The organism is Micromonospora ureilytica (genome assembly GCF_015751765.1).
GTDB classification, from domain to species: Bacteria; Actinomycetota; Actinomycetes; order Mycobacteriales; family Micromonosporaceae; genus Micromonospora; species Micromonospora ureilytica.
In genome coordinates, this window is sequence record NZ_JADOTX010000001.1 from 6,612,784 (window position 1) to 6,639,368 (window position 26,585).

The following is a 26,585-nucleotide window of genomic DNA, read 5'->3' on the forward strand; positions in this document are numbered from 1 at the left end:
GAATGCGGGCCCCCAAGGGGGCCGGCACCACGCAGGCGCCGGCCCCCGGGCGGGTTCTACCGCAGGCCGAAGGCCCGGGTGACGGTCTGGGTGACGCCGCCACCGTTGCGCTGCTTGGCGGTGACCCGGATCGACACGAAGTCGGCCCGGTGCGGCGCGTTCAAAGACGCCTGCCAGGTGCCCTTCTTCTCCTTCAGGCCCTGCCGCTGCCAGGTCGCCCCGTCGTCGTAGGAGATCTCCAGCTGGAGCGACGACACGGCGTCCCGAGCCGCGGTGCTGCCCACCACCACGGGCGTGATCGCGAAATCGGTTCGGCGCTTCGTCCGACCCACGAGGTCCACGTCCGTTCCGTAGTCCAGTTGGACCAGCGGGATGGCCTGCACCTCCGTGCTGCCGCCGGAGACGAAGTTCCACTCGGTGTGCGTGGCGGTCGAGTACGGGCTGAACTCGGGCTTGCCAGTGGTCTCGACGACCAGTCGGTACGGCAGCTTCTCCGGTGACAGGTCACCGGCGCCGACCTCGGGCCAGCCGTCGAACTGGGTCAGCTGCTTGTCGCCCTGATAGAACGTGGCGATCTGCGACATGCTGGCCCCGCCGCTGTGTGCGGCGCCCGCGTCGCCGAACCCCTGGATGTACGCGCTCATTGCGGTCTCACCGCGGAACGGGATCTCGGTGCTGAGCAGCCGTGGTCGGGTGATGGGCCCGAACCAGCGGTCCTTCTGGACGCTGCCCGGCCGGTAGGCGATGGCCTCCGTGTTGGACCGCGCCCAGTCGGCGACGTCGGCGTACTGCATCCACTTGATGCCACCGCCTGCGGAGACCCAGTCGGTACGCGGGCCCGGCGCGACCGGCTCGAACGGGAACGGGCGTGCCGCCGCGTACTCGTACGGCGGGAAGTCCATCCGCGTCTCGCTGGACTGCTTCCCCGGGGGCGGGGAGAAGGTCAGATCGATCCGGGCGAGGTTGCGGGGGTCGGTCTTGGCGGACGGGTCCTTCGGCACCCCGCCGCGGTGGTAGTCCACCAGGTCGTACAGGTACTTCGCCGTGGGGTGGGCGACGACGACCAGTCGTACCGTGTTGCGGCCCGCAGCGGTGATCTTCTGGATCAGCGCCTCGCCCTCGTCCATGGTCACCGAGGCCACCGGGATCGGTCCGGTCGTCACGGCGTCGGGGTTGCCGTACCAGTCGCTCTTGCGGCCCGGCCGGTCGTTGACCACGACGAGCATCGCCGCACCGGCGGTGTGCGCCGCCGCGGCCTGATCCGTGGGGGTCACCGAGTCGTTGCCGCGGACGACCACGGCCTTGCCGCGGGCGGAGAGGCCGGCGTAGTCGGCGGTGCCGCCGACGCCCGCGAAGACGGCGTCCAGGCGCGAGGTGCCGTCGGGCAGCGGCGGGGAACCGGGCTGCGCGAGCGGGTCGCTGAGGTGCCGGCCGTGGTAGCTGATCGCCAGCGGCGTCTGCTCGGCGCGGATCCGGGTGGTGAAGACGAAGCTGCCCTTCTTCACCTTGTCCCCGGTCGGCAGGGCCCACAGGCTGTCGTAGGCGGTGCCCGGCCAGAACGTCTCGCGGAGGGCGCTCCAGTCGGTGGGTGTCGGCTCGCTTGAGGTGAAGGAGCGGTAGACGTCGATTCTGCTGTTGACGACGGCGGTCGGCTGGGGTGTCGCCACCTTCACCTGGCGGGCCCGCGCGGCGTCGAGTTCCACGACCCGGTTGGCCGTCAGATCGACCTCGGGAGCGGTCAGCATCGCGAGCCCGAGGGAGCGGGGCCCGTGCAGACCCTCCACGTCGGCCGCCGCGACGACCGTGTAGGAGCCGGGCGCCAGGCGGGCGGTGAGCTTTCCGTCCGGCACCCACATGAAGGCGGAGCCGGTCTCGGCGTTGACGACCTCGACCTCGCCGCTGATCGGCCGGCCGGCGCGGTCCTTCAGGTGGATGGTGAGGTCGTACTTCTTGGACTCGACGGCGACCCCGACGGCCGTGTGCACCTCGCCGGCGGCGAACCGGGCCGTGACCTGGGCGGAGTACCTGCCGGAGGGAAGGCCGGCCGGGGCCACCACGACATCGACGGTCGCGCTCCCGTGAGCGGGCACCGTGACTCGGTCGGCGGTTGCGGTGAACGTCTGTGCGGGGGCGGTGCCGCGGTCGACGGAGAGTTCCGCCGTGATCGGGCTGTCCGTGGTGTTGGTGTAGGTGATCGTCCGCTTGATCGGCTGTGGTGCGGTGCCCCAGCCGACGAGTCCGGCGTCCACCGACCCGGATGCGACGACCTGGTCCTGGTGGTAGGCGGCGGCGACGTTCAACCGACCGCTACCGGCCTGGTAGGCGTTGTAGTCGGGCGTCCGGACGCTGGTGCCCATCAGCGCGTCCTTGATCTGCCGCGCACTCCAGGTGGGGTGTTTCTGCGCCAGCAGTGCGGCCGCCCCGGCGACGTGCGGCGCCGCCATCGAGGTGCCACTGTCGACGTAGTAGTAGCCCTCGCCCCAGGAGATGTGCTGCGAGCGTGCCGCCAGCACGTCCACACCGGGAGCGGTCATGTCGGGCTTGAGGGCCTCGTCGTTCATTCGGGGTCCGACGCTGGAGAAGTCCGCCAGGTGGTCGGAGGCATCCACCGCGCCGATGGTCAGCGCGGCGTCCGCGGTGCCCGGCGCGCCAAGGGTGTACGGATCTGGCCCGCTGTTGCCGGCAGCGACGACGAAGAGCGCACCCGTCTCGGCGGTCAGTTGGTTGACGGCCTGGCTCAGCGGGTCGTCCTGGGTGTGCCACGCGCTCACGCCGAGGCTCATGTTGATCACTTTGGCGTGCTCGGCCCGCGCCGCCCACTCCATGCCCGCGATGATCCCGGAGATCGACCCGCTGCCGTACTCGTCGAGGACCTTGCCGATCACCAGGTCGGCGTCGGGGGCCACGCCCCGTTCCTTGCCGCCGGAGGCGGCGCCCGTTCCGGCGACGGTGGAGGCGGTGTGGGTGCCGTGCCCGTTCCGGTCGATCACGTCCTGGCCGGGGATGAAGCTTCGGGAGGCCACCACCCGGTCGGCGAGATCCGGGTGGGTGGTGTCCACCCCGCTGTCCAGGACGGCGACCCGGACACCGTCGCCGGTGCCACCCGCGGCCCACGCCGCGGGTGCCCCGATCTGGGCGGTGGTGTCGGCCAGGGTGGCCTTCGCCTTGCCGTCGAGCCACACCTTGTCGACGCCCGCCGTGAAGGAGGGTGCCGGGGCGGCAGCGCTGCGGCCGGTCGGCGACTGTCCGTCGGTGAGGGCCGACCAGAAGTCCGCGGCCTGCGATCGGCGGGTACGGATCGCCTCACCACGGACCGAGGGAAGCTCCATAGTGGTCCGGGCGCCCGGCAGGGTGGTGCCGGTCCTGAGCTTCGCCGAACCCGTCGTGCGGGTGACGATCAGGGGGAGTTCGGCGGCCCGCGTGTCGTCGTAGCCCTCAGCGATGAGCTGGGTGACGTCGAACAGCTGCTTGTCGAGTCGACCGGTCGCGAGGTAGGGCACCGCCTCGTCCGGGTACACATAGGTGTCCCGGCCCTCGGTGGAGATGCGCACGGAGCCGGTGGCTCCCGGCGCGCGCTTGACGTCCACCGAGGGTGTCGCCCCCTGGACGCCCGGGGTGACCGTCACCCGGTCGCCGGTGATCAGGGTGACAGTGACGGGTGTGCGGTCCGCGTTGCCGCTCGGAGCGGGTCTCGTCGGCGGCGGTGTGGGCGGCGGGGCGCCGTGTGCCGCCGTGGGGGTGAGGAGTGCGGCGACGAGGGTGACGCCGACCGCTGCCGCCGCAGATCTTCGGGTGCGAGAGATCCGCGCACCGTCTACAGAGTTGACCATGAGGCGAATCCGATCACCTCAGGAGATTCATGTAAAGATCATCGTCTTTGCCAGGACGTTGCCAGCACGTTGCGCGCTGACCGGGAGGCTTTCGGACGATCCGGTCCCGTGATTCGGCGTGGACCGACGTGCCGAGGTTGCACCCTTCGGCGAGGATGGGCACATGTCTTCATTCGGTAAGTGGTGGGGCCGCCTGAGCGCGGTCTTCGGTGCGGTAGTACTTGCGGTCTTCGTCCCCGTCGCGGCCTGGGCGTCCACGGGCACCGGCGAACTCGTGGTGGAGGCCGCCCGGCGGCGAGGCCGCAGCGGCTTCGGGATACTCCCGCTGCTCTGCTGCCTGGTGGTGGTCGCGATCGTCGTGTTCCTGGTGCTGCGTCTGATGCGCAACCGCCGGGGTGGCGGTGGCCCGCAGCGCTGACTTGGTCGGCGGCGCCGATGGGTCACCAGCGGCCGGCTCCGGGCTGGCCGCCGGTGCTCACGGCCGCCAGGGCCGCGATGGCCTGGGACAGGAAGCGCGCGGTGGCCTCGCGGGTGCCGTCGCGCTTGACCCGGATGCGTTCGGCGGCGGTGACCAGCAGGGTGCGCACCTTGGCGTGCCCCTGGGGCGGCGGCGCCGGCGCCGGCCCGAGCAGGTCGGCGATGCTGGCGCCGAACACGGCGGCCCGTCGCTGGGCCGGGTCGGTGATGCTGCCCTCGGCGTAGCGACGGACCGCGGCGCTGGCGTTCAGCCCACGCTCGTGGCCGAGGACGGCGCCGACCTCACCATTGTTGGTCAAAAAGTTGATCACGTCGGCGACCGTGTCCGGGTGGCGGGTGCCCCGGAACCCCGCCCAGTACATCGACGCCCGCGCCCACTGGGCCCCCGGCGGGCCGGGGAAGCCGACGATGCCCAACTCGGACTCGGTGAGTCGTTGCAGCTCCGGTAGCTGGTGCGACCAGGCGAAGGACGCGGCGGTCACCCCGTTGACCACAAGTTGTCGGGCCGGCTCGCCGCTGTCGGCCTGCTCGACAAGCGCCGCGCTCGGCGTGGCCCGACCCCTGCGGGCCCGCTGCCACAGCTCGAACCACGCGATCAGCTCGTCCGCGCCGAAACCGAGCTGGTTGCCCCGGTAGAACTCACCGCCCTGCGACCGCAGCCAGAGCCAGAGTGCCCGGTAGTCGCCCGACCCGTCCATCGTGCCGGCGACCCGGCGGTCGCTGGCCTCGGTGACCTGCGTGGCCCAGGAGATGTAGTCGGCCCAGGTCATCCCGGCGCGTGGCTCCGGCATGTGCAGCTCCCGCAGCAGGTCCCGGTTGAACACCACGACGGCGTGGGTCTGCCCGGCGGCCACCGCCATCGTCCGCCCCTCCACCGTGCCGTAACGGATCAGACCCTCCGGCAGGCCCCGAAGATCCAGGTGGTGGTCGGTGAGGTCGAGGATGACCTGACGTTGGGTGTACTCGGTCAGCATGGCGTCGTCGATCTGGATCAGATCCGGTACGTTCCCGCCGCCCGCCTGGGTGGCCAGCCGGTCGTAGTAGCCGTCGGCGCCCTGCCAGGTGACCCGGAAGGTGACCCGGGGGTTGCGATTCGAGTAGAGCCGAAGCGCCTTCTCGGTGAGCTCGGCCCGCTTGGTGCCACCCCACCAGAAGACCGACAGCTCGACGGGCCCGTCCTGGGTCGAGGAGGCAGCGTCGTCGCTGCACCCCGCCAGCCCGCCGGACGCGAGCAGAGGTGCGCCGAGCAGCGCGCTGAGCAGTCGGCGCCGGCCCGGGTCTGCGCCGAGGCGGTCGAGCTGCTGTCGAACAACGGGCACGGGGCTCTCCTGGACCTACGGGGGTGGCGGTCGGACCATTCACGCAGGCAGCGCACGAAGGTGTCAACGTCCGTCCGGTCACCCTCCGGCTGGGTGGTCGAATCAGGGCCTTCCAATGTCGCGTGGTGTACTAGGGCGCGTGGAACTTCTGCACTCGGGCAAGGTTCGGGACATCTACGCCGACGGCGACGACCTGATCCTGGTGGCCTCGGATCGCATCTCGATCTACGACGTGGCGCTGCCGACGCCTATCCCGGACAAGGGTCGCCTGCTCACCGCGCTCTCGCTCTGGTGGTTCGAGCAGCTCGCCGACCTGGTGCCGAACCACGTCATCTCGGCCACCGACGTGCCCGCCGAGTTCGCCGGGCGGGCCATCCGCTGCCAGCGGCTGGACATCATCCCGGTCGAGTGTGTCGCCCGCGGATACCTGACCGGTGGCGGCCTGCGGGAGTACGAGCGGACCGGCGCGGTCTCCGGTTTGCCACTGCCGCGAGGGCTCGGCGAGGCGTCGATCCTGCCCGAGCCGATCTTCACGCCGTCGAGCAAGGCGCCGGCGGGTGAGCACGACGAGCCCATCACGTACGACGACGTGGTGGACACTGTGGGTCAGGCCACCGCCGAGCGGCTGCGCCAGATCACCCTCGACGTCTACCGGCGCGGTGCCGAGCTGGCCGCCGACCGGGGCATCCTGGTCGCCGACACCAAGATCGAGCTGGGCTGGGCGCCGGACGGCACCCTGGTCCTCGCCGACGAACTGCTCACCTCCGACTCGTCGCGGTTCTGGCCGGCCGAGTCGTACCAGCCGGGCCGGGTGCAGTTCTCCTACGACAAGCAGTACGTGCGGGACTGGGCCACCGGCAGCGGCTGGGACAAGCAGGGCCCCGCACCCGACGTGCCGGCCGAGGTGGTCGAGGCGACCCGGGCCCGCTACGTGGAGGTCTACGAGAAGCTCACCGGCAACCGCTGGGAGTGACCGCCGGACCGGCGATCACTCCACCCAGTCGAGGGTGCGCCGCACGGCCTTGCGCCAGTTGTGCAGCTCCCGATCGCGCAGGTCCGGGGCCATGGTCGGCTCCCACTGCGCGTCGGAGCGCCACTGGGCCCGCAGGGTGGCCAGGTCCGGCCAGAAACCAACCGCCAGACCGGCCGCGTACGCGGCGCCCAGGCAGGTGGTCTCGGTGATCCGGGAGCGGACCACCGGCACGTCGAGCACATCGGCGAGGAACTGCATCAGCAGGCCGTTGGCGGTCATCCCGCCGTCCACCCGGAGCCGGCGCAGCGCCACATCCGAGTCGGCGTTCATCGCGTCGACCACCTCGCGGGTCTGCCACGCCGACGCCTCCAGCGCCGCGCGCGCCAGGTGCCCCTTGGTGATGTAACCGGTCAGGCCGGCGATCACCCCGCGGGCGTCGCTGCGCCAGTGCGGAGCAAACAGCCCCGAGAACGCCGGCACCACGTAGCAGCCGCCGTTGTCGTCCACGGTGCGGGCCAACTCCTCCACCTCGGCGGCCGTGGAGATCAGCCCCAGGTTGTCCCGCAGCCACTGGACCAGTGAGCCGGTGACCGCGATGGCGCCCTCGAGGGCGTACGCCGGTGGTTGGTCCTTGATCCGGTAGGCGACCGTGGTGAGCAGGCCGTGCGTCGACGGGACCGGGCTGGCGCCGGTGTTGAGCAGCAGGAAGCTGCCGGTGCCGTAGGTGCACTTCGCCTCACCCGGCTGGAAGCAGGTCTGCCCGAACAGGGCGGCCTGCTGGTCGCCGAGCGCACTGGCCACCGGCACCCCGGCGAGGACCCCACCGGCCGTGCCGTACACCTCGGCGGAGCAGCGGATCTGCGGCAGCATCGCCGCCGGCACGCCCATCGCGTCCAGCAGCTCCGGCGCCCAGTCCAGGGTCGTGAGGTCCATCAGCATGGTCCGGCTGGCGTTCGTCACGTCGGTGACGTGCTCGCCTGTCAACTTCCAGATCAGCCAGCTGTCCATGGTGCCGAAGAGCACCTCGCCGCGCTCGGCGCGCCCGCGCAGGCCGTCGACCTCGTCGAGCAGCCAGCGCAGCTTCGGACCGGCGAAGTAGGTGGCCAGCGGCAGGCCCGTGCGGGCCCGGAACTGCTCCTCGCCGTACGCCGAGGCAAGCTCGCGCAGCAGCGGCCCGGTCCGGGTGTCCTGCCAGACGATGGCGTTGGCCACCGGGCGGCCGGTGGCCCGGTCCCAGACGACAGTGGTCTCCCGCTGGTTGGTGATGCCGACGGCGGCCAACCCGGACGGGTCGGTGCCCGCGGACCGCAGCGCCTCGGCGACCACCTGCTGGACGTTGTCCCAGATCTCCTCGGCGTCGTGCTCCACCCAACCCGGTCGGGGGAAGATCTGCCGGTGCTCGCGCTGGGCCACGGCGACGATGTCCCCGGCCCGGTCGAAGACGATGCACCGCGACGAGGTGGTGCCCTGGTCGATGGCGGCGACGTACTGGGGGGTCACCGCAGCACCGTACCCGGACGGCGGCGCGGCGCGACAGGCGTCACGGTGGGTTCCGGCCCGCCGCCGACGGTGGCGATCCGCTTCGCCTACGATGTGCGAACGTGCGCGACATCGCAGTTTTCAGTGGAACCGCCCATCCCGACCTGGCTGCCGAGATCTGCGCCCACCTGGGGGTGCCGCTGCACCCGGTGCGGGTCTCCCGGTTCGCGAACGACTGTCTGGAAGTCCAGTTGCAGGCCAACTGCCGGGAGCGGGACGTCTTCCTGATCCAGCCGCTGGTGCCGCCGGTGCAGGAGCACCTGGTCGAGCTGCTGCTGATGATCGACGCCGCCCGGGGTGCGTCCGCCGGTCGGATCACCGTGGTGCTGCCGCACTACGCCTACGCCCGGTCGGACAAGAAGGACGCGCCGCGGATCTCGATCGGCGCGCGGCTCGTCGCTGACCTGCTCACCTCGGCCGGGGCGGACCGGGTGCTCGCGATGACCCTGCACTCGCCGCAGGTGCACGGCTTCTTCAGCGTCCCGGTGGACCACCTGCACGCGCTGCGGGAGTTGGCCACCCACTTCCGCCGCTACGACCTCAGCAACGCAGTGGTGGTCTCGCCGGACCTGGGCAATGCCAAGGAGGCCGCGGCCTTCGCCCGGCTGCTCGGCACGCCGGTCGCGGCCGGGGCGAAGCAGCGGTTCAGCGACGACCTGGTCAAGATCAGCGCGGTGATCGGTGACGTGGCCGACCGGGACGTCATCGTGCTGGACGACGAGATCGCCAAGGGCAGCACTGTGGTCGAGCTGATGGAGCATCTGCGCGGCCTGAAGGTCCGGTCGATCCGGCTCGCCTGCACGCACGGCCTCTTCTCCGGCGACGCGCTGCAGCGGCTCAGCGACCAGGAGGGCGTCCTGGAGATCGTCTGCACCAACACGGTGCCCATCCCGGACGCCAAGCGGGTCCCCAAGTTGCAGGTCCTGTCGGTGGCTCCCGCCCTGGCCGAGGCGACGCGCCGAATCCACAACGGCGAATCCGTCTCCGCCCTCTTCGCCTAACTAGCCACTCCCTCGCCGCACAGGGGTTAGCTGGGGGTGGGGTTGTGGTTGTTCAGGCCTGTTGTGATGCGGACTGTGGTGCCGACGGTGCCGGTGACGACCTCCATCGCGTCGGTCAGCTCGCGGGCCAGCCAGAGGCCCCAGCCGCCGGCGGTGTCCGGGGTCGGTCGACTGCGATCACCCAGCCGCTGCGGGCTGATCCCGTGCCCGTGATCGGCGACCTCGCAGACCAGCACCCCGGACTCGCGCCAGAGTCGCAGCCAGCCGCGCCCGCCGCCGTGTCGCACCGCATTGGTGATCAATTCATTGATCGCGAGCACGAAGTCGTCAAGCCGTTGGCCGCTGAGGCCCGAGGCATGCGCGCAGGAGGTGACCGAGTGTCGAATCTCGGTCACCTGGGCCTGGTCAAAGGCTTCGGCGATCAGGAGGGCAGGTTCGATGGGCACAACCGTACGCGGTGCGTGCGGATCTGCGTTCGTCATGGGCCCGTCCCGGCGGCACATCTCGGAGTATTTCGCGGCTTTTCCACCGTACGTCAGGGTTCTGCGAACCGCACTCGCTGCTCGCCGTGCGGCCGGGCGGTTGTGGCATCCTGACCGCCATGCCGTCGCCGCCGGGTGGGTTCGAGGTGCCGCTGTGGCGTGCGCTCACCGTGTTCAGGCTGGCCTCCCTGGCGTACGTCTGCGCGCTCGCGGTGCGCGACGCCGACCGGTACGCCCACCCGTACGCCGTCGGCGCCCTGATCCTGCTGATGATCGCCTGGACCGGGGCGACGACGATCGGGTACGCCCGACCGGCCTGGCGGCGTTGGCCGCTGCTGCTGGCCGACCTCGGGGTCGTGGTGGCCATCGTGCTGGCCACCCCGTGGGTGGTCGGCCGGACGGCGCTCACCCACGGCGTACCCACCCTCGGGGTGGCTTGGATGGCCGGCCCGGTGCTGGCCTGGGCCGTCTCGGGTGGCCGGCGGCGGGGCACTGTCGCCGCGCTGCTGGTCGCCGGCGCGGACCTGGCCACCCGGGAGCGGATCGGCCAGTCCTCGTTCACCGGGGTGATCCTGATGCTGCTGGCCGGGGTGGTGGTCGGGCACGTGGCCCGGCTGGCGGCGGGCGCCGAGGAGCGGCTGCAGCGCGCGGTGGAGTTGGAGGCCGCCACCCGGGAGCGGGAGCGGCTGGCCCGGGGCATTCACGACTCGGTTCTCCAGGTGCTGGCGCTGGTGCAGCGGCGCGGCGCTGACCTGCCCGGGGAGGCTGGCGAGCTGGCCCGGCTGGCCGGTGAGCAGGAGGCTGCGCTGCGGGCGCTGATCGCCGGCACCAGCCCGGCCGCCGCGAGCCTCCCGGACGGCGGCGAGGCGGTGGACCTGCGGACCCTGCTCGGCCGGTACGCCTCGGCGGCGGTGGCGCTGTCCGCCCCGGCCACCCCGGTGCCGCTGCCCCGACGGGTGGCCGGCGAGTTGGCCGCCGCGACCGGCGCGGCCCTGGACAACGTGGGGCGGCACGCCGGTGGGCGGGCCTGGGTGCTGATCGAGGACGAGGGGGCGACGGTGACCGTGTCGATCCGCGACGAGGGGCCGGGCATCCCGGACGGCCGGCTGGACGAGGCGGCCGCCCAGGGGCGGCTCGGCGTGACCCAGTCGATCCGGGGCCGGGTGGCCGACGTGGGTGGGACGGTTCGGATCGTGTCCGCACCCGAGGCGGGCACCGAGATCGAGCTGAGCGTGCCGAGGTCACCGCGGTGAACCCGATCCGGGTGATGGTGGTGGACGACCATCCGATGTGGCGGGAGGGGGTGGCCCGCGACCTGACCGAGGCCGGGTTCCTGGTGGTGGCGACCAGCGGCGAGGGGCGCCAGGCCATTCGGGTGGCCGCCGCCGCCCGGCCCGACGTCGTCGTCCTCGACCTGCAACTACCGGACATCTCCGGCGTTGAGGTGATCCTGGGGTTGCGCGCGGCGCTACCCGCCGTACGGGTGCTGATGCTCAGCGCCAGCGGCGAACAGCAGAGCGTGCTGGACGCGGTCAAGGCCGGGGCCACCGGTTACCTGGTGAAGTCGACAGCGCCCGCCGAGTTCCTGGAGGCGGTCCACCGCACCGCTGCCGGCGACGCGGTCTTCACCCCCGGCCTGGCCGGGTTGGTTCTCGGGGAGTACCGCCGGCTGGCCGCCGGACCGGGGCGGGAGACCGGCCCGGCCGGCGCTGCCGAACCCCCGACGCCCCAGCTCACCGAACGGGAGACGGAGGTGCTGCGGCTGGTGGCGAAGGGGATGTCGTACAAGCAGATCGCCCAGCGGCTCGGCCTGTCGCACCGCACGGTGCAGAACCACGTGCAGAACACCCTGGGCAAGCTGCAACTGCACAACCGGGTCGAGCTGACCCGGTACGCCATCGAACGCGGCCTGGACGACTGAACTGTCGTCAGACCGAGCGCGGCGGCTCCGTCTCGTGGATGGCCAACTCCTCGGCGGTCGCGCCGCCCCCGGCCGATCCGGCGTCGTACGCCACCGAGTCGGTCTCCTGGTCGGTGTGCGACCCCTCGTCCGGTTCCACAAGCCGGCCCACTGTGGCGTCGGCGACCGTGCCGAGCTGACCGTGGTCGTAGAGGGAGACCGGTGAGTTCGGGTCCGAGGTCGGCCCGGGATCCATCACGTCGGCGTCCAGCTGGGCCTCCGCCGCGGCTTCCAGGTTGTCCGCCTCGAAGGCGATCTTCGGGTCGATCGTGCCGGCCAGCGGGTCGTCCGCCGGGCGCTCGTAGACCTCGCGGTCGAGCTTGTAGTCCAACGACTCACCGTCGAGTTGCTCCTCGGCGGTCGTTCCGAACCGGTCCACAGCCACCGGCGTCCGGTCGCCGGGCAGCTGGGCCGGGTCCGGGCCGTCGGCCTCGCGCCCGGTGAGGACGTCGTCGTTGGCGGTCGAGTCGTCATCGGCGGTGTCGGGCAGCCCTTGCGCCTCGGTGTCGGACACGGGGGTCGGGTACTCGTTGTCGCGCATGTCTGATCACTACCCGCTGCCCTGCCGCCATAACCGGGCGACCTTCGGCGGTACGGCGCCGAACCGGGCGTCGACGGCGAAAGCCCCGTCAGGCGAGCTCGTCGTCCGGGTGCAGCACACACCAGACGACCTTGCCGTCCGGTACGGCGCTGCTGCCCCAGCGACGGGTCACCGTGTCGATCAGCAGCAGACCCCGGCCGCCGGCCCGGGTCGGCGGGGATATCCCGGCGAACGTCGGCCGACGCGGGGAGTGGTCGCGAACCGCCAGGTGCAGGGTGCTCTCCTGAGGTGCCAGCCGAACAGTCATCGGGGTCCGGGCGTGCGCCACCACGTTGTTGACCATCTCGGTGATCGCGATGCACGCCGGGTCGGTGAGCGTCGGCATGCCCCAGCGCTCGCAACCTGTGTTGACCAGCTCGCGGGCCTGCCGGGCGGCTCCCACCGCCGGTGCCAGTTCGGCGGTGAGCACCGCCGCCAGTGGTGTCGCCGCGACCGCGGCCAGCGCGCCGTCGAGCGTCGGCCAGGCCGGCACGCCAGCGAACGCGGCGTCCGGGTGGGCGGGCCCGTCGACCGCCGCCGGGTCGCACAGCAGCAGATCCGCGGCGGGCCAGTCGGCCACCTCCCGACGAATGTCGGCGAAGACGCCCCGCCCGGCCGCGTCGACGACCCGCAGACCTGTCACGTCGGCCACCACCGGACCGGGCCGGGCCACGAGGCGGGCGAGCAGCGCGCCGCGTACCGCCTCGGCTCCGGCGGCGTCGAGCACACCGGTCAGCCGGACCACCGCTGACGAGTCGTCGATTTCCACGAGACAGCTCGACATGATCGCCCCATTGTGCGCGCCGGTGACGGTCAGCGCATTCGGGCGCTCGACATCGGCCATCAGCGTTCCAACCGGGAGCGGCGGTTGATGGCGGCCAGGGTGCCGACAGCGGTGCCGGCGGCGGCCAGACCGAACGCGGCGGTCATCCGCACCAACTGTCGCCGTCGACCGTGCCAGCCCCCGTCCTGGTGCGCCTGGGCATCGGCGTGGAACACGTTGCCGCTGCTGTCCACCCGGGCGCCCGGCCCGAACTGGGTGCGGTGGGCGTACCAGCCGAGGGTGCGCTCCACCAGCGCGGGCGCCAGCCGCCACTGCAGGCCGATCAGCCGGGCCGCGCCACCGGCGTACGCCTCGCGGCGGGGCCGGCGCAGCAGCCGGACGATGGTCTCGGCGACCACCTCCGGCGGGTAGATCGGAGGAGGCGGCACCAGCGCCCGGCCGCTGTGGTTGCCCGTGTGCCGGAAGAACGGGGTGTCGATCGTGGCCGGCAGCACGGTGCAGACGGAGATGTGACCCCGACCGGTGACCCGCAGCTCCTGTCGGACGGTGTCGGCCAGCCCCCGGATGCCGTGCTTGGTGGCGTTGTACGCCGACTGGTACGGCATGGCCACCTCGGCCAGCACCGAGGCGTTGTTGACAAGCACACCGCCACCGGCGGCGCCCAGGTAGGGCAGTGCCGCCTTGATGCCGTGCACGGCCCCGAGCAGGTTGACCTCCAGCACCCGGCGGAACTCGGCGACCGGGATCTCGTCGAACAGACCCACGGCGCTCACCGCGGCGTTGTTCACCCAGGCGTCGATCCGGCCGAACTCGGCCGCCGCCTGATCGGCCAGCCGCCGCACCGACTCCAGCTCGGTCACGTCGGTCGGTACGACAAGCGCCCGGCCGCCCAACTCCCGGCAGCGCCGCGCGACCTGTCGCAGGGCGGGTTCGCTGCGGGCGGCCAGCACGACGGCGGCGCCCCGGCGGGCCAGTGCGTACGCGGTCGCCGTGCCGATCCCGCTGGACGCGCCGGTGATCACCACGGTCGATTCGTCGAGGCTGCGGGTCAGCGGCATTCTTCAGCGGTACCCCCGGCCGGGCCTGGTCACACCGATCACGGGTTGTCGATCATCCTCGAACCGTGCGGTGGCGTGCCGCGTGTGCTTGCCGTGGCGCAAGTGTCGGTGGCACTCGCGCTGACTCTTCCTGATCTGCCAGGTTTCGGCTCAGCGTCGCGAGGTTAATGGGACGCTCTGACCGGGAGGACCACCGCCGAGGAAAGATCGCAGGGAGGTGACCCATGCGCGTCGGCCTCGTCTGCGCGCACGCCAGTTCCTACCGCCACGCCGACGGCCCGCCGGTCGGCACCCGACAGCACATCGCGCGGGTCGCCGCCGAGCTGGCCGAGCGAGGCCATGACGTCCGGCTCTACGACCGCCGGGACGACCCGTCGCTGCCGGCGACGATGAACGTCGACGGCTACCAGGTGCACCAGGTGCCCGCCGGCCCGCCCACCCCACTACCCACCGCCGAGCTGATCCCGTACGTGACGGAGGTCGGCCGCTGGCTGGCCGACGAGTGGTCGGGCGCCTGGCGGCCGGAGGTGGTGCACGGGCATTACTGGGTCGGTGGCCTGGCCGCCGCGCACGCCGTTCGGGAGACCGACATCCCGGTGGTGCAGACGTTCCACTCGCTCGGCATCGAGCAGCTGCGCCACCTGGGCGGTCACTACGACGGGCCGGGACAGCGGATCACGCTGGAGCGCGCGTTGACCCGGGCTGTCGACATCGCCGTGGCCCAGTCCAACGACGAGGTCGACGAGCTGACCCGGATGGGTCTGCAACGCAGCTCGGTCGCGTTGGTGCCGGCCGGTGTCGACATCGAGCAGTTCCATCCCGACGGCGAGGCCGCACCGCGCGAACAGCGACCCCGCATCCTCTCGGTGGGCTCGCTCGCCGCCGGGCACGGCCAGGAGGACCTGATCCGGGCGATGCGGCTGGTCGGTGACGCCGAACTGGTGATCGCCGGCGGGCCGCCGGCCGACCAGTTGGCCAACCACGCCGAGGCGCGACGCCTGCGCCAACTGGCCGAACAGATCGGCGTCGTCGACCAGGTACGGCTCGTCGGGGCGGTGCCGCACGACCAGATGGCCACCTGGTACCGGTCAGCGGACGTGGTCGCCTGCACGCCGCACTACTCCTCGGCCGGGCGGGTCTCGCTGGAGGCGATGGCCTGCGGGGTGCCGGTGATCGGCTACGCGATGGGTGGCCTGGCGGATGCCGTCGTCGACGAGGTCACCGGCCGCCTGGTGCCCCCCGGTGACGTACGCGCACTCGGGGTGTCGCTGCGCCGGCTGCTCGCCGACAACGCCGGCCGGTTCGCGTACGGGCACGCCGCCGTGGACCGGGTTCGCAGCAGCTACACCTGGGAGCGGACCGCCGGCGCGTTGGAGCGTCTCTACGAGCGGGTGGTCAGCCGCCGCAAGCCGGTCGAGGCCTGAGCCAAGGGGTGCCACGGCACCCTTGTCGTGGTGCGGTGCCGGATGGTCAGCCCGGCCGGCCGGCACCGACCATGGCCGGGTCCCGACGGCGTGCCACCGGGCGATGCTGCTGCGGTTCGGCGTACCTGGTCAGGCCGATCACCGCGGCCAGGGTGACCAGGAAGCCGACCGCGGCCAGCCACTCCCGCCCCGGCCAGATCTTGTCGTTGAGCAGCAGCAGGCCGACGATCGCGGCCGGCACCGCGCCGGCCGCGTCCATCGCGGCGACCGCGGCGGTCGTCGAGCCGCGCTGCATGGCCAGCCCGAGCAGCAGCTGACCGACGATCGAGTGGGCGATCAGCAGGTAGAACAGTGGGTCGGCGAGGAACGCCTCGGCGGACGGCGCGGAGGCCAGTGGCCGGGCGGCGACCGCGGCCGAGCTGAACGCCAGCCCGGCCAGCGAGCCGAGAGCCACCGAACCCGGCGCCCCGTGCAGCCGGACGGCGAAGAAGCCGAGCACCGCGATCACGCCGAGCGCCACCAGCAGGGCGATCGAGCCGGCGGTGCCGAGCTGCTTCGACGGCGCCGGCCGGGCGGACAGCACCAGCGCGGTGATCCCCGCGAAGAGCAGCGCCAGCAGCACCACCTCCGCCGCCGGTAGCCGCCACTTCAGCACCAGCACCCCGAGGATCGCGGTCACCCCGAGCCCGGCGGCCACGCTGGCCTGCACGAGGAACAGCGGCAGGTCCCGTCGGGCCAGGAAGGCGAGCACGAACCCGCCGATCTGGCAGCCGAGGCCGACCAGGTACGTCCGGTGCCCGGCGAGGCGCAGCAGCAGACCCGGATCGAAGGTGTGGTGGACCGTGGTGCGGGCCGCCGCCACCGACTGGAGGAGGTTGGCGAAGCCGTACGCGACGATCATCGCCGCGAGGAAGCACCAGCCGGAGGAGACCACCTGGCGAGGATAGAGGTTGCCGGGGGTCAGCGCTCGGCTGGTCGATCGAGGCGGGTGAGGATGTCGGCGTGCAGCACACCGTTGGTGGCCACCACGCTGCTGTCGGTGCCCGGAGCGCCGGCGGGCGCCGGTTGTCCGGTCAGATCCGTGACCGTGCCACCCGCCTCCGTGACGATCGGCACCAGCGCCGCCACGTCCCACAGGGACAGCTCCGGCTCGGCCATCACGTCGAGTGCCCCCTCGGCCAACAGCATGTAGCCGTAGAAGTCGCCGTACGCCCTGTTGCGCCAGCTGTCCCGGATCAGGTCGAGTACCGCGTCGAGCCGCCCGGCGCTCTCCCACCCGTTCAGTGACGAGTAGCAGAAGCTGGCGTCCGAAACACCGCGCACTGCGGACACACCGATCCGTTCGCCCGCCGTGGGGCCGGGCCCGGCGTACGCGCCCGCGCCCGCGCTGGCCCACCAGCGTCGTCCGAGCGCCGGTGCGGACACCACGCCGACCGCCGGCCGGTCGCCGTCGTAGAGCGCGATCAGGGTGGCCCAGATGGGCACGCCACGGACGAAGTTCTTGGTGCCGTCGATCGGGTCGATGATCCAGCGGCGGCCGTTCGGGTCGGCGGACGGCTGCGCGCCGTACTCCTCACCGAGCAGCCCGTCGGCCGGCCGGCGCTCGGCCAGCAGGGCGCGGATCTCCCGCTCCACTGCGGTGTCCGCGTCGGAGACCGGTGTCAGGTCGGGCTTCGCCTCGACGCGCAGGTCGAGCGCGCGGAACCGGGCCGTGGAGATGGCGTCGGCCCGGTCGGCGAGCAGGTGGGCGAGGGCGAGGTCGTCGGCGTACCCGGTCATGCCGGCAACCTAGCCGACGCCCGTCGGCTCACTCGTCGGGCCCGCGCCGGTCACCCTCGCCGGGCCCGCGCTGGTCGCTGTCGCCGCGCGAGTCACCCTCGCCGGCGCGGGAGGCGAGCAGCCGACGGTACGAGGCCAGCCGGCGCGGGTCGGCCTTACCGGCGGCCACCCAGGCGTCCAGCCCACAGTCGGCCTCGTCGGCCGTGTGCGGGCAGTTCGGCGGGCAGTCGACGGTGCCCTCGACCAGGTCCGGAAAGCCGTGCAGCAGACTGTCGGCGGAGACGTGCGCCAACCCGAAGCTGCGGATCCCGGGGGTGTCGATGATCCAGCCCGGGTCGGTGTCGACCCCGTGCACCGGTGGCAGCCGCAGCGCCACCGCGCTGGTCGAGGTGTGCCGACCCCGGCCGATCGCGCTGACCACGCCGACCGCGCGCAGCGCGTCCGGAACGAGGCGGTTGACAAGCGTCGACTTGCCCACCCCGGAGTGCCCGACCAACACCGACACCTTGCCGCTCAGCAGCGTACGGAGCGCGTCGAGGTCGGAGTCGGGGCGGTTGAGCACGTACGGCAGCTCCAGCTCGGTGTAGTAGCCGAGCACCTCCTCGGGCCCGGCCAAATCGGCCTTCGTGAGGCAGAGCAGCGGCTCCACGTCCGCGTCGTACGCGGCCACCAGGCAACGGTCGATGAACCCGGTGCGCGGCGGCGGGTCGGCCAACGCGCTCACGATCACCAACTGGTCGGCGTTCGCCACCACCACCCGTTCCAGCCGGCCCTCGGCGGTGGTCTCGTCGTCGTCAGCGGTGCGGCGCAGCACCGAACGGCGCTCGGCGATCCGGACGATGCGGGCGAGAGCGCCCTCCGCGCCGGACGTGTCGCCGACCAGGCTGACCCGGTCACCGACCACCACCGACTTGCGGCCCAGCTCGCGGGCCCGCATGGCGGTCACCGTGGGCAGCTCGGCCCCGACCACGCCGCGCTCGGCACCGGCCAGCACGCACTGGTAGCGCCCCCGGTCCACGGCGATGACGAACCCGTCGACCGCGTCGGAGTGCTGCGGGCGGGTGCGCGTACGTGGGCGCGACGACTTTCCGGGTCGGACCCGTACGTCGTCCTCGTCGTACTCCCGCCGTTTGGTCGCCAGGACCTGTCCTCTTCTCGCGTCAGCTCTTGCCGGTCACCATCGCTGACCATAGCGCCGGGAACTCGGGCATGGTCTTGGAGGTGCACCCCACGTCGTCCACCTCGATGCCGGGAACGGCGAGCCCGGCCACCGCGGCGGCGTGTGCCATCCGGTGGTCGTGGTAGGTGCGGAAGACCCCGCCGCGCAGCGGGCGGGGCCGGATCTCCAACCCGTCCGGCGCCTCGGTGATGTCCGCCCCGAGCGCGGTGAACTCGCGCGTGAGCGCGGTCAGCCGGTCGGTCTCGTGGCCACGGATGTGCCCGACGCCGGTGAACACCGACGGCGAGTCGGCAAGCATGGCCAGCGCGGTCAGCGCCGGGGTCAGCTCGCTGACGTCGGAGAGGTCGGCGGTCAGGCCGTGCACCACGCCGGTGCCACGGACGGTCAGCCCGTTGGTGGAGAGGGTGACCTCGCCGCCCATCCGCTGGAGCAGCGAGCGGAGTTGCTCGACCGGCTGCGCGCTGCTGTGCGGCCAACCCTGCAGGGTCACCTCGCCGCCGGTGACCAGGGCGGCGGCGAAGAACGGCACGGCGCCGGAGAGGTCCGGTTCGATGTCCCAGCCGCGCCCGGTGAGCGGGCCGGGCTCGACGGCCCAGACGTCGGGGGTGCTGTCGTCGACCGCCGCGCCGGCGGCCCGCAGCATCCGCACCGTCATCCGAAGGTGCGGCGCGGAGGGCACCGGCGGGCCGACGTGGCGGACCACGACGCCCCGGTCGAAGCGCGGGGCGGCCAGCAACAGCCCGGAGACGAGCTGGCTGGAGGCGGACGCGTCGATCACCACCTCGCCCCCGGCGACCCGGCCGGTGCCGAGCACTGTCAGCGGAAGGCTGCCGGTGCCGGTGACGTCGATCCGGACGCCCAGCGAGCGCAGCGCGCCGACCAGCGGGCCGAGCGGCCGGGTGCGGACGTACGGGTCACCGTCGAAGGTGACCTGCCCGTCGGCCAGGCCCGCCACCGGTGGCACGAACCGCATCACGGTGCCGGCCAGGCCCACGTCGACGTGCGCGGGGCCGACCAGCGGGTGCGGTCGGACCAGCCAGCGCTCGTCGTCGCTGATCGAGACGTGCGCGCCCATCGCCCGCAGGCCGGCGGCCATCAACTGGGTGTCGCGGGCGCGCAGTGGCCGGGCCAGCGTCGACGGGCCGGCGGCCAGCGCGCTGAGCACCAGGGCGCGGGCGGTCATCGATTTGGAACCGGGCAGGCGCAGCGTCGTGGCCACCGGGTCGGATGCGGTCGGTGCGGTCCACGGCTGCGGCGGCCGGGTCGCGGTCAGGTTCCCCACGGTTACATTCTGCCGTGTCGGCGGGTGGGCGGCGGCGCCCGGCGTTCGTACTCCCGGTTGGCGGGACAGCCGACGGGGCCTCCGACGCGTTAGCGTGTGCCCCATGTGCGGCAGGTACGCGACGACCCGGAGCTCCGGCGAGCTGAGCGCGCTGTTCGAGTCGTCCGACGACTCCGACGGCCTGGTCCGAGCGGATCACAACGTCGCGCCGACCGATCCGGTGCCGCTGGTCCGGGTGAGCCCGGAGGGGCATCGCAGCCTCTGTGTCGGCCGCTGGGGTCTGCTGCCGCACTGGTCCCGGTCCGCCTCGGGCGCCGCCCGCATGATCAACGCGCGGGCGGAGACGGTGGCCACCAGCCGGGCGTACGCCGGCTCCTTCTCGCGTCGCCGCTGCCTGGTCCCGGCCGACGGCTGGTACGAGTGGGTCCGTCTGCCCGAGGGCGGCCGACAGGCGTACTTCATGACCCCCCGGGACGGCTCGGTGCTCGCGCTGGCCGGCATCTGGTCGGTCTGGGAGTCCGACGCCGAGACCCGGCTCACCTTCAGCGTGCTGACCACCGCGGCGCTCGGCGACCTGGCCGAGGTGCACGACCGGATGCCGGTGCTGCTGCCACCCGAGCGGTGGTCGTCGTGGCTCGCGCCGACGGACGAGCCGGGGCGGCTGCTCACTCCGGCGTCGGCGGAGCAGTTGGCGGGGTTGGAGATCCGCCCGGTGGGTGCGGCGGTGGGAGATGTTCGCAACGACGGGCCGCACCTCAGCGCCCGGGTGGCGGCGGCGTCGACGGTGACACCGCAGGAGTTGACCCTGTTCTGACGCCGCCGCATCGTCGGCCGCCGATTTGCGAGGGTTCCGCGCGATTCGTCTCCTGACTGTTCAGTCATGTTCCCGGCAGACCCTTGTCCCGGTGTTGTGAAGTGCGATAGAACACAGCGCCGGTAGTGGCTGTCGATCCGCACGGGGCGGACGACGTCCACAGATCTTGCCGGTCCCACGGGGGAGGTGGGTGGATGACACGGGCACGTATGCCGCGCCCGCACGAGGTGGCGGCGGCGCGGCGAGATCCGCGACTGCTGCGGGCCGTGCGGGAACGGCGACAGGACGACGCGTGGCGCACCAGGGGCACCTGTCAGAGCGTCGATCCGGAGACCTTCTTTCCGGCACCGAACGAGCCGGCGGACGCCGCCGTCGCGCTGTGCCGCAGTTGTGACGTGCAGGGGTCCTGCCTGGCCTGGGCCCTCGACGTCGGCGACTGCCATGGTGTGTGGGGCGGCACCACGCCGCGGGAACGGCGGGCGATGCTTGTCGCCTGGCGTGGCGAGGTCGACCCCGACCCGGACGCCATCGACGACGCCGGCCCGCCGGTGCGCGATCGCCTGCTCGCCCTGGTCCCGCTGAGCTGATCGGCGGCCCGGTTCACACCCGTCGCCCGTCCGGCGGCGCAGAATGGGCCGGTGCCACCCAGCAACGAGATCGACACACCGCGCGGTCCGGCGCGGATCGACACCGACCTGCCGGTCCGCCCGGCCACCGCCCTGCTCGTCCTCGGGCACGGCGCGGGCGGCAGCGTCGACGCGCCCGACCTGCTCGCGGTCCGGGACGCGTCGGTCGCGGCCGGCCTGGCGGTGGTCCGGGTGACCCAGCCCTACCGGGTCGCCGGTCGACGTGCGCCGGCACCGGCAGGTCACCTCGACGAGGCCTGGGCGGCGGTGCTCGCCGTGCTGCGTGACCGGCACGCCGACGTGCCGACGGTGGTGGTCGGTGGACGTTCCAGTGGCGCGCGGGTGGCCTGCCGGACGGCCCGTGCGGTGGGCGCGGTGGGCGTGGTCGCGTTGGCGTTCCCGCTGCACCCGCCCGGCCGGCCGGAACGCTCGCGGGCCGCCGAACTGGACACCGGCCTGCCGACGTTGGTCGTCAACGGTGACCGGGATCCGTTCGGGACGCCGGAGCCGGGGCCGGCCGTACGGGTGGTGAGCCGTCCCGGTGAGACGCACGATCTGCGCCGGGATCCCGCCGGCACCGCCGCCGCCGTGCGCGACTGGCTGTACGCCCAGGGCTGGGCGGCCGACTGACCCGTTCGCGGCCGGCTCGCCGGGGCGACCGTTTCCGGCGCGGGCACGGGTCGTTGCATCCGATGGTGCCGTCGGCCCGATTCGGGCCGTTGACACCAGTCCTCCCAGGCCCTTCCTGGTCCCAGCGCCGGCCGCCGTCGGGGCCGGGACCAGGAACGGGAGGGCTGGCCGGAATGCCCCAGTGGTCATCTCGCGTTACTACCCCCGGACGACTTTTCTGTGAGGGGGGTGACCGGTGCCAACCGAGACACGAAGCCTGGAACGGGACGAACGGGACGCCCGGCAGCTGAAGCGGCTGCTGGATGGCCCGGAGTGGCCCGCGACGGCGGGACCGGGCGGGGTGGGTGCGGTGAGCACGGGCACACCGGCCGGAAGTGAATCTGCGGGCAGGGCCGTGCGCGTATCCTCGGCGGGAAAGCATCCGACGCGAGGGGATGTGCGGTTGACCACCGAGAAGACGGACGAGCGCAGGGCCCGGTTCGAGCGGGACGCGATGCCATTCGTCGATCAGCTCTACGCTGCTGGGCTGCGGATGACACGCAACCCGGCGGATGCCGAGGACCTGGTCCAGGAGACCTACCTGAAGGCGTACGCGGCCTTCCACCAGTTCGAGCAGGGCACGAACCTGAAGGCCTGGCTCTACCGGATCCTGACCAACACCTACATCAACTCCTACCGCAAGCGGCAGCGCCAGCCGATCCAGGCGCCCACCGAGGAGATCACCGACTGGCAGCTCGCCGAGGCCGAGTCGCACACCTCTAGCGGGTTGCGCTCCGCCGAGACGGAGGCACTGGACCGGCTTCCGGACAGTGACGTCAAGGAAGCCCTCCAGCAGTTGCCGGAGGAGTTCCGCCTGGCCGTCTACCTCACCGACGTCGAGGGCTTCTCCTACAAGGAGGTCGCGGACATCATGGGCACGCCGATCGGCACCGTGATGTCGCGTCTGCACCGGGGGCGTCGTAATCTGCGCAAGCTGCTCGAGCGCTACGCGGGGGAGCGGGGCTTCAGCGCTGCCCGCTCGGCGAAGGGCTCGACCGCCGCCGCTGCCGGCCGGGAGGTGTGACGTGAGCTGTGGGGAGCCGCACGAGACGGACTGCCGCGAAGTGCTCGCGGAGGTGTACCTCTACCTGGATCTGGAGTGCGCCGACGAGCGCCGCTCGCTGATCCGGCACCACCTGGACGAGTGCGGGCCCTGCCTGCGCGAGTACGGGCTGGAGCAGGAGGTGCGGGCGCTGGTGGCTCGTTGCTGTGGCAACGAGACCGCGCCGGACCAGCTGCGCGAGCGGCTGCGGATCAAGCTCACCGAGCTGGTGGTCTTCGAGACCAGCGACTCCCGTGAGCTGGCCGACTGAGCGACTGAGCTGGCCGACCGAGCGTTGGCACCAGCTGGCAAGACCGGTGGCCCGGGTCGATCTCGACCCGGGCCACCGGTGTACCCGGCCTCGGCCGGCTGAGCGGCGACGGGCACCCGGCCCGTCGACCCGTTCAGGAGTTGGGACGCTTGCCGTGGTTCGCGGCGTTCTTCTTACGAGCCTTCTTCTTCCGGGACTTCTTCGCCATGCTGACCTCCTCGTGATGGGTCGGATCCGTCCTGCGCACGACCTCGGCGCGGATGCGGCCACCGGCGGTCCGGCGTCGGGTCCGACCCGCTGATGGTAGTGCGGTCGACACCCGCCGCCTTCCCCAGGGCGGGCCTGCCATCCCGGCTGTGCCGCTGCGCGCCCACCGCCGGTCGACGCATGATTGGATACATCGGCAGGCACGTCGCGAAGAGGGAGGGCCTGGACATGGCCGAGGAGATCCGCGCCGAGATGGTGGCCAACGTCTGGAAGGTCGTCGCCACGGCCGGTGACACGGTGGCTGAGGGTGACACCCTGGTGATCCTCGAGTCGATGAAGATGGAGATCCCGGTCGTCGCCGAGTCCGATGGTGTGCTCCAGCAGCTCGTCGTCAACGAGGGTGACGTCGTGCAGGACGGTGACCTGATCGCGGTGATCGCTTGACCGGGTTGCGGGTCCGCCCGGCGGAGCCGGCCGACTTCCCGGCGGTGGCCCGGCTGACAGTGGCCGCGTACGAGGCGGACGGCCAACTCAAGGGCGAACACGGGTACGGCGAGGTGCTGGCCGATGTGGCGACCCGGGCCGCCAGCGGCGAGGTGCTGGTCGCGGTGGACGAGCTGACCGGCGCGGTGCTCGGCTCGGTCACGTTCGTGCTGCCGGGCACCCGGTTCGCCGAGTTGTCCGGGCCGGGCGAGGCGGAGTTCCGGATGCTCGCTGTCGACCCGGGCGCTCAGGGGCGGGGTGTCGGCGCCGCGTTGGTCGAGACGTGTGTCGACCGTGCGACCGAGTTGGGTTGCACGGCGATGGTGATCTGCGTCCGGGCCGGGATGGCCGATCCGGCGCACCGGCTCTACTCGCGGCGCGGGTTCGTCCGTTCGCCGGAGAAGGACTGGACTCCGGCGCCGGGCGTGGACCTGCTGGGCCTGCGGCTGGAGCTGACCCGCGGCTGAGTCGCCGGCCGACGACCCCGGGCTGTGGCGATCACACCCGGGTCAGGCGCCGGGCTGCGTGCCGATGGCGGCCAGCAGCTCGTCGGCCACCTCCAGGGCGAGCTTGCGGCGTTCGTCGTCGCTGATGTGCGGCGCGCGGACCGCGAACCAGCTGGTGTGCACCGCGAAGATTGACAGCGCGGCGCGCAGTTGGGCGGCTGGGGAGTCGTCGCCCCGGCAGAGCGCGTCGGCCAGCTCCAACATCCGACCGCGCATCTTCTGGCCGGAGGAGAGGCTCTTGAGCGCGGTCTGGTTCTGCTCGAAAAAGCGCATCACCGACGGCTGGGTGCCGTCGAACATCGTGTCGGCGTACCGGGAGATCAGCTCGCGCCGGGTGTCCAGGGTGGCGGGCTGGGTGGCGGCCCAGGCGATCAGCGCGTCCATCCCCTCCAGCCGGTCCTCGACGAAGCTGGCGACGATGTCGTCCTTGCTCTTGAAGTGGTAGTAGAGCGCGGCCTTGGTGACGTTGAGGCGCTCGGCGATTTCCCGGAGCGAGGTCTTCTCGTACCCCTGCTCGGTGAAGAGTTCGAGCGCGACGGCCTTGATCCGTTCCCGCGTGCCGCCGCCTGTGCTCTCGCTCACCTACGCCCTCCAAATGGCTTGACCGTTGCTCGTACCCAACTTACCGTGCGGCTAGTAAGGTGACTAGCCGGGCGGCAAGTAAGTATGACAATCCTCGGGGGGAGCTTACCCATGACTCAGGCAACCCAGGCCGGCACGCGACCCAACAACATCCGGGTCGTGCTGTTCGGGCTGATGATCGCGATGATGCTCGCGATGCTCGACAATATGATCGTCAGCACCGCGTTACCGCGGATCGTCGGCGAGTTCGGCGGGCTCAACCACTTCACCTGGGTGGTTACCGCGTACGTCCTCGGCACCACCGTCTCCACCCCGATCTGGGGCAAGCTCGGTGACCTCTACGGCCGCAAGTCGGTCTTCCTGACCTCGGTCGTCGTCTTCCTGGTCGGCTCCGCCCTCTGTGGCATGGCCGGCTCCGGGATGCTCGGCGGCCCAGAGGACGGCATGGTCCAGCTCATCGCCTTCCGGGCCGTGCAGGGCCTCGGCGCCGGCGGCCTCATGGTCGGCGTGATGGCGATCATCGGTGACCTGGTCCCGCCCCGCGAGCGCGGGCGCTACCAGGGCATGATCGCCGGCATCATGGCCATCGCCATGGTCGCCGGCCCGCTGGCCGGCGGATTCATCACCGACCACCTCTCCTGGCGCTGGGCGTTCTACGTGAACCTGCCGCTGGGCGGAATCGCGCTGCTCGTGCTGATCACCACCATGCACCTGCCGAAGTACCGCACCGAGCACCGGATCGACTGGCTCGGCGCAGGGCTGCTCTCGGTCGGCATCACCGCGATCGTGCTCATCACCACCTGGGGTGGCAACGAGTACGACTGGACGTCGCCGCAGATCCTCGGCCTGGCCGTGCTGGCCGTCGTCGCGTTGGCGGTGTTCGGGATGGTGGAACGCCGTGTCCAGGAGCCGATCCTGCCGCTGGCGCTCTTCGCCAACCGCAACTTCGCGCTGATCTCGGTGATCGGCTTCCTGCTCGGCTTCGCGATGTTCGGCGCGATGAACTTCCTGCCGCTCTACCAGCAGACCGTGCAGGGGGCGTCGGCGACCAACAGTGGTCTGCTGCTGCTGCCGCTGATGTTCGGCATGCTTGTCGTCTCGCTGGTCATCGGCCGGGCGATCACCCGCAACGGCAAATACCGGGCGTACCCGATCATCGGTGGCGTGGCGATGACGGGGGGCATGGCGCTGCTGTCCATGCTCGACACCGACACCAGCAAGCTGATGTCCTCGCTGTACATGATCGTGCTCGGCGTCGGCATGGGCTTCCTCATGCAGACGTCGATGCTGATCGCACAGAACAGCGTGGAGCAGAAGGACCTCGGCGCGGCCAGCGGCGCGGCCACCTTCTTCCGGTCGATCGGTGGCTCGTTCGGCATCTCGCTGTTCGGCGCGATCTTCGCCAACCGGCTGGCCAGCTCAGAGGGTGGCCGGGCCTTCGGTGGCGAGTCCGGCGGCTCCGGGATGGACCTGGAGAAGCTCAAGGAACTGCCCGCCCAGGCACGCGAGGTGGTGCTCGGGGGTCTCTCCGACGCCATCTCGCACGTCTTTCTCTGGGCGGTGCTGTTCACCATCGTGATCCCGGTGCTCGCCTGGTTCATCAAGGAGATCCCGCTGCGCACCGCGAACGAGGCGCCGCCGCAGGCCACCCCGGAGGAGGACGCCGAGGTCGCCCTCGGCAAGGCCCCGGTCGCCTGACCCAACCGCGACACGCGCC

At 72.0% G+C, this 26,585-nt stretch carries 26 protein-coding genes and 1 pseudogene; 14 read left to right on the top strand and 13 right to left on the bottom strand.

What is annotated here, in order from left to right:
• Positions 1-56: 56 nt before the first annotated feature.
• Entirely contained in the window at positions 57-3,830 is a 3,774-nt protein-coding gene (locus IW248_RS30400; protein WP_196929649.1) for a S8 family serine peptidase, read from the bottom strand.
• Between the two features lie 163 nt (positions 3,831-3,993).
• On the opposite strand from IW248_RS30400, the gene IW248_RS30405 reads away from it, so the two are divergent.
• Positions 3,994-4,248, top strand: a complete 255-nt coding sequence (locus IW248_RS30405; RefSeq protein WP_196929650.1) for a hypothetical protein — start codon at positions 3,994-3,996, stop codon at positions 4,246-4,248.
• Positions 4,249-4,270: 22 nt separating this feature from the next.
• Here the strand turns inward: IW248_RS30405 and IW248_RS30410 are convergent, their stop codons facing one another.
• Positions 4,271-5,626 carry an ABC transporter substrate-binding protein gene (locus IW248_RS30410; protein ID WP_196929651.1) on the bottom strand — a complete coding sequence of 452 codons (1,356 nt, stop codon included), beginning with the start codon at positions 5,624-5,626 and terminating at the stop codon, positions 4,271-4,273.
• 139 nt (positions 5,627-5,765) lie between these two features.
• On the opposite strand from IW248_RS30410, the gene IW248_RS30415 reads away from it, so the two are divergent.
• A complete protein-coding gene (locus IW248_RS30415) occupies positions 5,766-6,599 on the top strand; it encodes a phosphoribosylaminoimidazolesuccinocarboxamide synthase (RefSeq protein WP_196929652.1) in 834 nt (277 codons plus the stop codon).
• A gap of 15 nt (positions 6,600-6,614) precedes the next feature.
• On the opposite strand, the gene glpK is transcribed toward IW248_RS30415, so the two are convergent.
• A complete protein-coding gene (gene glpK, locus IW248_RS30420) occupies positions 6,615-8,099 on the bottom strand; it encodes a glycerol kinase GlpK (protein WP_196929653.1) in 1,485 nt (494 codons plus the stop codon).
• A 101-nt stretch (positions 8,100-8,200) separates the two neighbouring features.
• Here glpK and IW248_RS30425 point away from each other — a divergent pair, with 101 nt between their 5' ends.
• Positions 8,201-9,139 (top strand): ribose-phosphate diphosphokinase, encoded by a 939-nt coding sequence (locus tag IW248_RS30425; protein WP_196929654.1) that lies wholly within the window; start codon positions 8,201-8,203, stop codon positions 9,137-9,139.
• Between the two features lie 26 nt (positions 9,140-9,165).
• On the opposite strand, the gene IW248_RS30430 is transcribed toward IW248_RS30425, so the two are convergent.
• The gene (locus IW248_RS30430; protein WP_196930425.1) at positions 9,166-9,621 is read right to left on the bottom strand and encodes an ATP-binding protein; all 456 of its coding nucleotides are present in this window, start codon (positions 9,619-9,621) and stop codon (positions 9,166-9,168) included.
• A 119-nt stretch (positions 9,622-9,740) separates the two neighbouring features.
• On the opposite strand from IW248_RS30430, the gene macS reads away from it, so the two are divergent.
• Together macS and IW248_RS30440 are read left to right on the top strand one after the other, a co-directional pair.
• Positions 9,741-10,874, top strand: a complete 1,134-nt coding sequence (gene macS / locus IW248_RS30435; RefSeq protein ID WP_196929655.1) for a MacS family sensor histidine kinase — start codon at positions 9,741-9,743, stop codon at positions 10,872-10,874.
• 14 nt (positions 10,875-10,888) lie between these two features.
• The gene (locus tag IW248_RS30440) at positions 10,889-11,542 is read left to right on the top strand and encodes a response regulator (protein ID WP_196930426.1); all 654 of its coding nucleotides are present in this window, start codon (positions 10,889-10,891) and stop codon (positions 11,540-11,542) included.
• Positions 11,543-11,549: 7 nt separating this feature from the next.
• Here IW248_RS30440 and IW248_RS30445 read toward each other — a convergent pair whose 3' ends face one another.
• The 3 genes from IW248_RS30445 to IW248_RS30455 form a co-directional block, all read right to left on the bottom strand.
• Positions 11,550-12,122, bottom strand: a complete 573-nt coding sequence (locus tag IW248_RS30445) for a DUF5709 domain-containing protein (RefSeq protein ID WP_112583682.1) — start codon at positions 12,120-12,122, stop codon at positions 11,550-11,552.
• An 88-nt stretch (positions 12,123-12,210) separates the two neighbouring features.
• Positions 12,211-13,005: an ATP-binding protein gene (locus IW248_RS30450; protein ID WP_196929656.1), complete on the bottom strand. Its 795-nt coding sequence runs from the start codon at positions 13,003-13,005 to the stop codon at positions 12,211-12,213.
• Positions 13,005-14,003: an SDR family oxidoreductase gene (locus IW248_RS30455; RefSeq protein ID WP_196929657.1), complete on the bottom strand. Its 999-nt coding sequence runs from the start codon at positions 14,001-14,003 to the stop codon at positions 13,005-13,007. The genes IW248_RS30450 and IW248_RS30455 overlap by 1 nt, the downstream gene beginning before the upstream one ends.
• Before the next feature lie 224 nt (positions 14,004-14,227).
• Here IW248_RS30455 and IW248_RS30460 point away from each other — a divergent pair, with 224 nt between their 5' ends.
• Positions 14,228-15,427 (top strand): glycosyltransferase, encoded by a 1,200-nt coding sequence (locus tag IW248_RS30460; RefSeq protein WP_196929658.1) that lies wholly within the window; start codon positions 14,228-14,230, stop codon positions 15,425-15,427.
• 46 nt (positions 15,428-15,473) lie between these two features.
• Here the strand turns inward: IW248_RS30460 and IW248_RS30465 are convergent, their stop codons facing one another.
• The 4 genes from IW248_RS30465 to aroA form a co-directional block, all read right to left on the bottom strand.
• A complete protein-coding gene (locus IW248_RS30465; protein WP_231398019.1) occupies positions 15,474-16,328 on the bottom strand; it encodes a hypothetical protein in 855 nt (284 codons plus the stop codon).
• Between the two features lie 59 nt (positions 16,329-16,387).
• The gene (gene hisN / locus IW248_RS30470) at positions 16,388-17,206 is read right to left on the bottom strand and encodes a histidinol-phosphatase (protein ID WP_196929659.1); all 819 of its coding nucleotides are present in this window, start codon (positions 17,204-17,206) and stop codon (positions 16,388-16,390) included.
• A gap of 28 nt (positions 17,207-17,234) precedes the next feature.
• Entirely contained in the window at positions 17,235-18,230 is a 996-nt protein-coding gene (gene rsgA, locus IW248_RS30475; RefSeq protein ID WP_196930427.1) for a ribosome small subunit-dependent GTPase A, read from the bottom strand.
• 136 nt (positions 18,231-18,366) lie between these two features.
• Positions 18,367-19,668 (bottom strand): 3-phosphoshikimate 1-carboxyvinyltransferase, encoded by a 1,302-nt coding sequence (gene aroA / locus IW248_RS30480; protein WP_196929660.1) that lies wholly within the window; start codon positions 19,666-19,668, stop codon positions 18,367-18,369.
• 103 nt (positions 19,669-19,771) lie between these two features.
• On the opposite strand from aroA, the gene IW248_RS30485 reads away from it, so the two are divergent.
• The 5 genes from IW248_RS30485 (at position 19,772) to rsrA (ending at position 23,090) form a co-directional block, all read left to right on the top strand.
• Positions 19,772-20,482 (top strand): SOS response-associated peptidase, encoded by a 711-nt coding sequence (locus IW248_RS30485; RefSeq protein ID WP_196929661.1) that lies wholly within the window; start codon positions 19,772-19,774, stop codon positions 20,480-20,482.
• Positions 20,483-20,676: 194 nt separating this feature from the next.
• Positions 20,677-21,069, top strand: a complete 393-nt coding sequence (locus tag IW248_RS30490; RefSeq protein ID WP_030336652.1) for a WhiB family transcriptional regulator — start codon at positions 20,677-20,679, stop codon at positions 21,067-21,069.
• Positions 21,070-21,120: 51 nt separating this feature from the next.
• Entirely contained in the window at positions 21,121-21,738 is a 618-nt protein-coding gene (locus tag IW248_RS30495) for an alpha/beta hydrolase family protein (protein ID WP_196929662.1), read from the top strand.
• A gap of 235 nt (positions 21,739-21,973) precedes the next feature.
• On the top strand, positions 21,974-22,801 hold the full coding sequence (locus tag IW248_RS30500; RefSeq protein ID WP_124818865.1) for a sigma-70 family RNA polymerase sigma factor: 828 nt from the start codon (positions 21,974-21,976) through the stop codon (positions 22,799-22,801).
• 1 nt (position 22,802) lies between these two features.
• On the top strand, positions 22,803-23,090 hold the full coding sequence (rsrA, locus tag IW248_RS30505; RefSeq protein ID WP_124818863.1) for a mycothiol system anti-sigma-R factor: 288 nt from the start codon (positions 22,803-22,805) through the stop codon (positions 23,088-23,090).
• Positions 23,091-23,223: 133 nt separating this feature from the next.
• Here the strand turns inward: rsrA and IW248_RS30510 are convergent, their stop codons facing one another.
• Entirely contained in the window at positions 23,224-23,409 is a 186-nt protein-coding gene (locus IW248_RS30510) for a 50S ribosomal protein bL37 (protein ID WP_112624378.1), read from the bottom strand.
• A gap of 110 nt (positions 23,410-23,519) precedes the next feature.
• Between IW248_RS30510 and IW248_RS30515 the strand changes: the two genes are divergently transcribed.
• Together IW248_RS30515 and IW248_RS30520 are read left to right on the top strand one after the other, a co-directional pair.
• Entirely contained in the window at positions 23,520-23,741 is a 222-nt protein-coding gene (locus IW248_RS30515) for a biotin/lipoyl-binding carrier protein (protein ID WP_196930429.1), read from the top strand.
• Positions 23,738-24,247 carry a GNAT family N-acetyltransferase gene (locus tag IW248_RS30520; protein ID WP_196929663.1) on the top strand — a complete coding sequence of 170 codons (510 nt, stop codon included), beginning with the start codon at positions 23,738-23,740 and terminating at the stop codon, positions 24,245-24,247. The genes IW248_RS30515 and IW248_RS30520 overlap by 4 nt, the downstream gene beginning before the upstream one ends.
• Here the strand turns inward: IW248_RS30520 and IW248_RS30525 are convergent.
• Positions 24,148-24,868 (bottom strand): annotated as a pseudogene (locus IW248_RS30525) (TetR/AcrR family transcriptional regulator). The gene IW248_RS30520 and the pseudogene IW248_RS30525 overlap by 100 nt on opposite strands.
• A 111-nt stretch (positions 24,869-24,979) precedes the next feature.
• Between IW248_RS30525 and IW248_RS30530 the strand changes: the two are divergent.
• Complete coding sequence (locus IW248_RS30530; protein WP_196929665.1) at positions 24,980-26,566, top strand: MDR family MFS transporter; 1,587 nt, start codon at positions 24,980-24,982, stop codon at positions 26,564-26,566.
• Positions 26,567-26,585 lie beyond the last annotated feature (19 nt).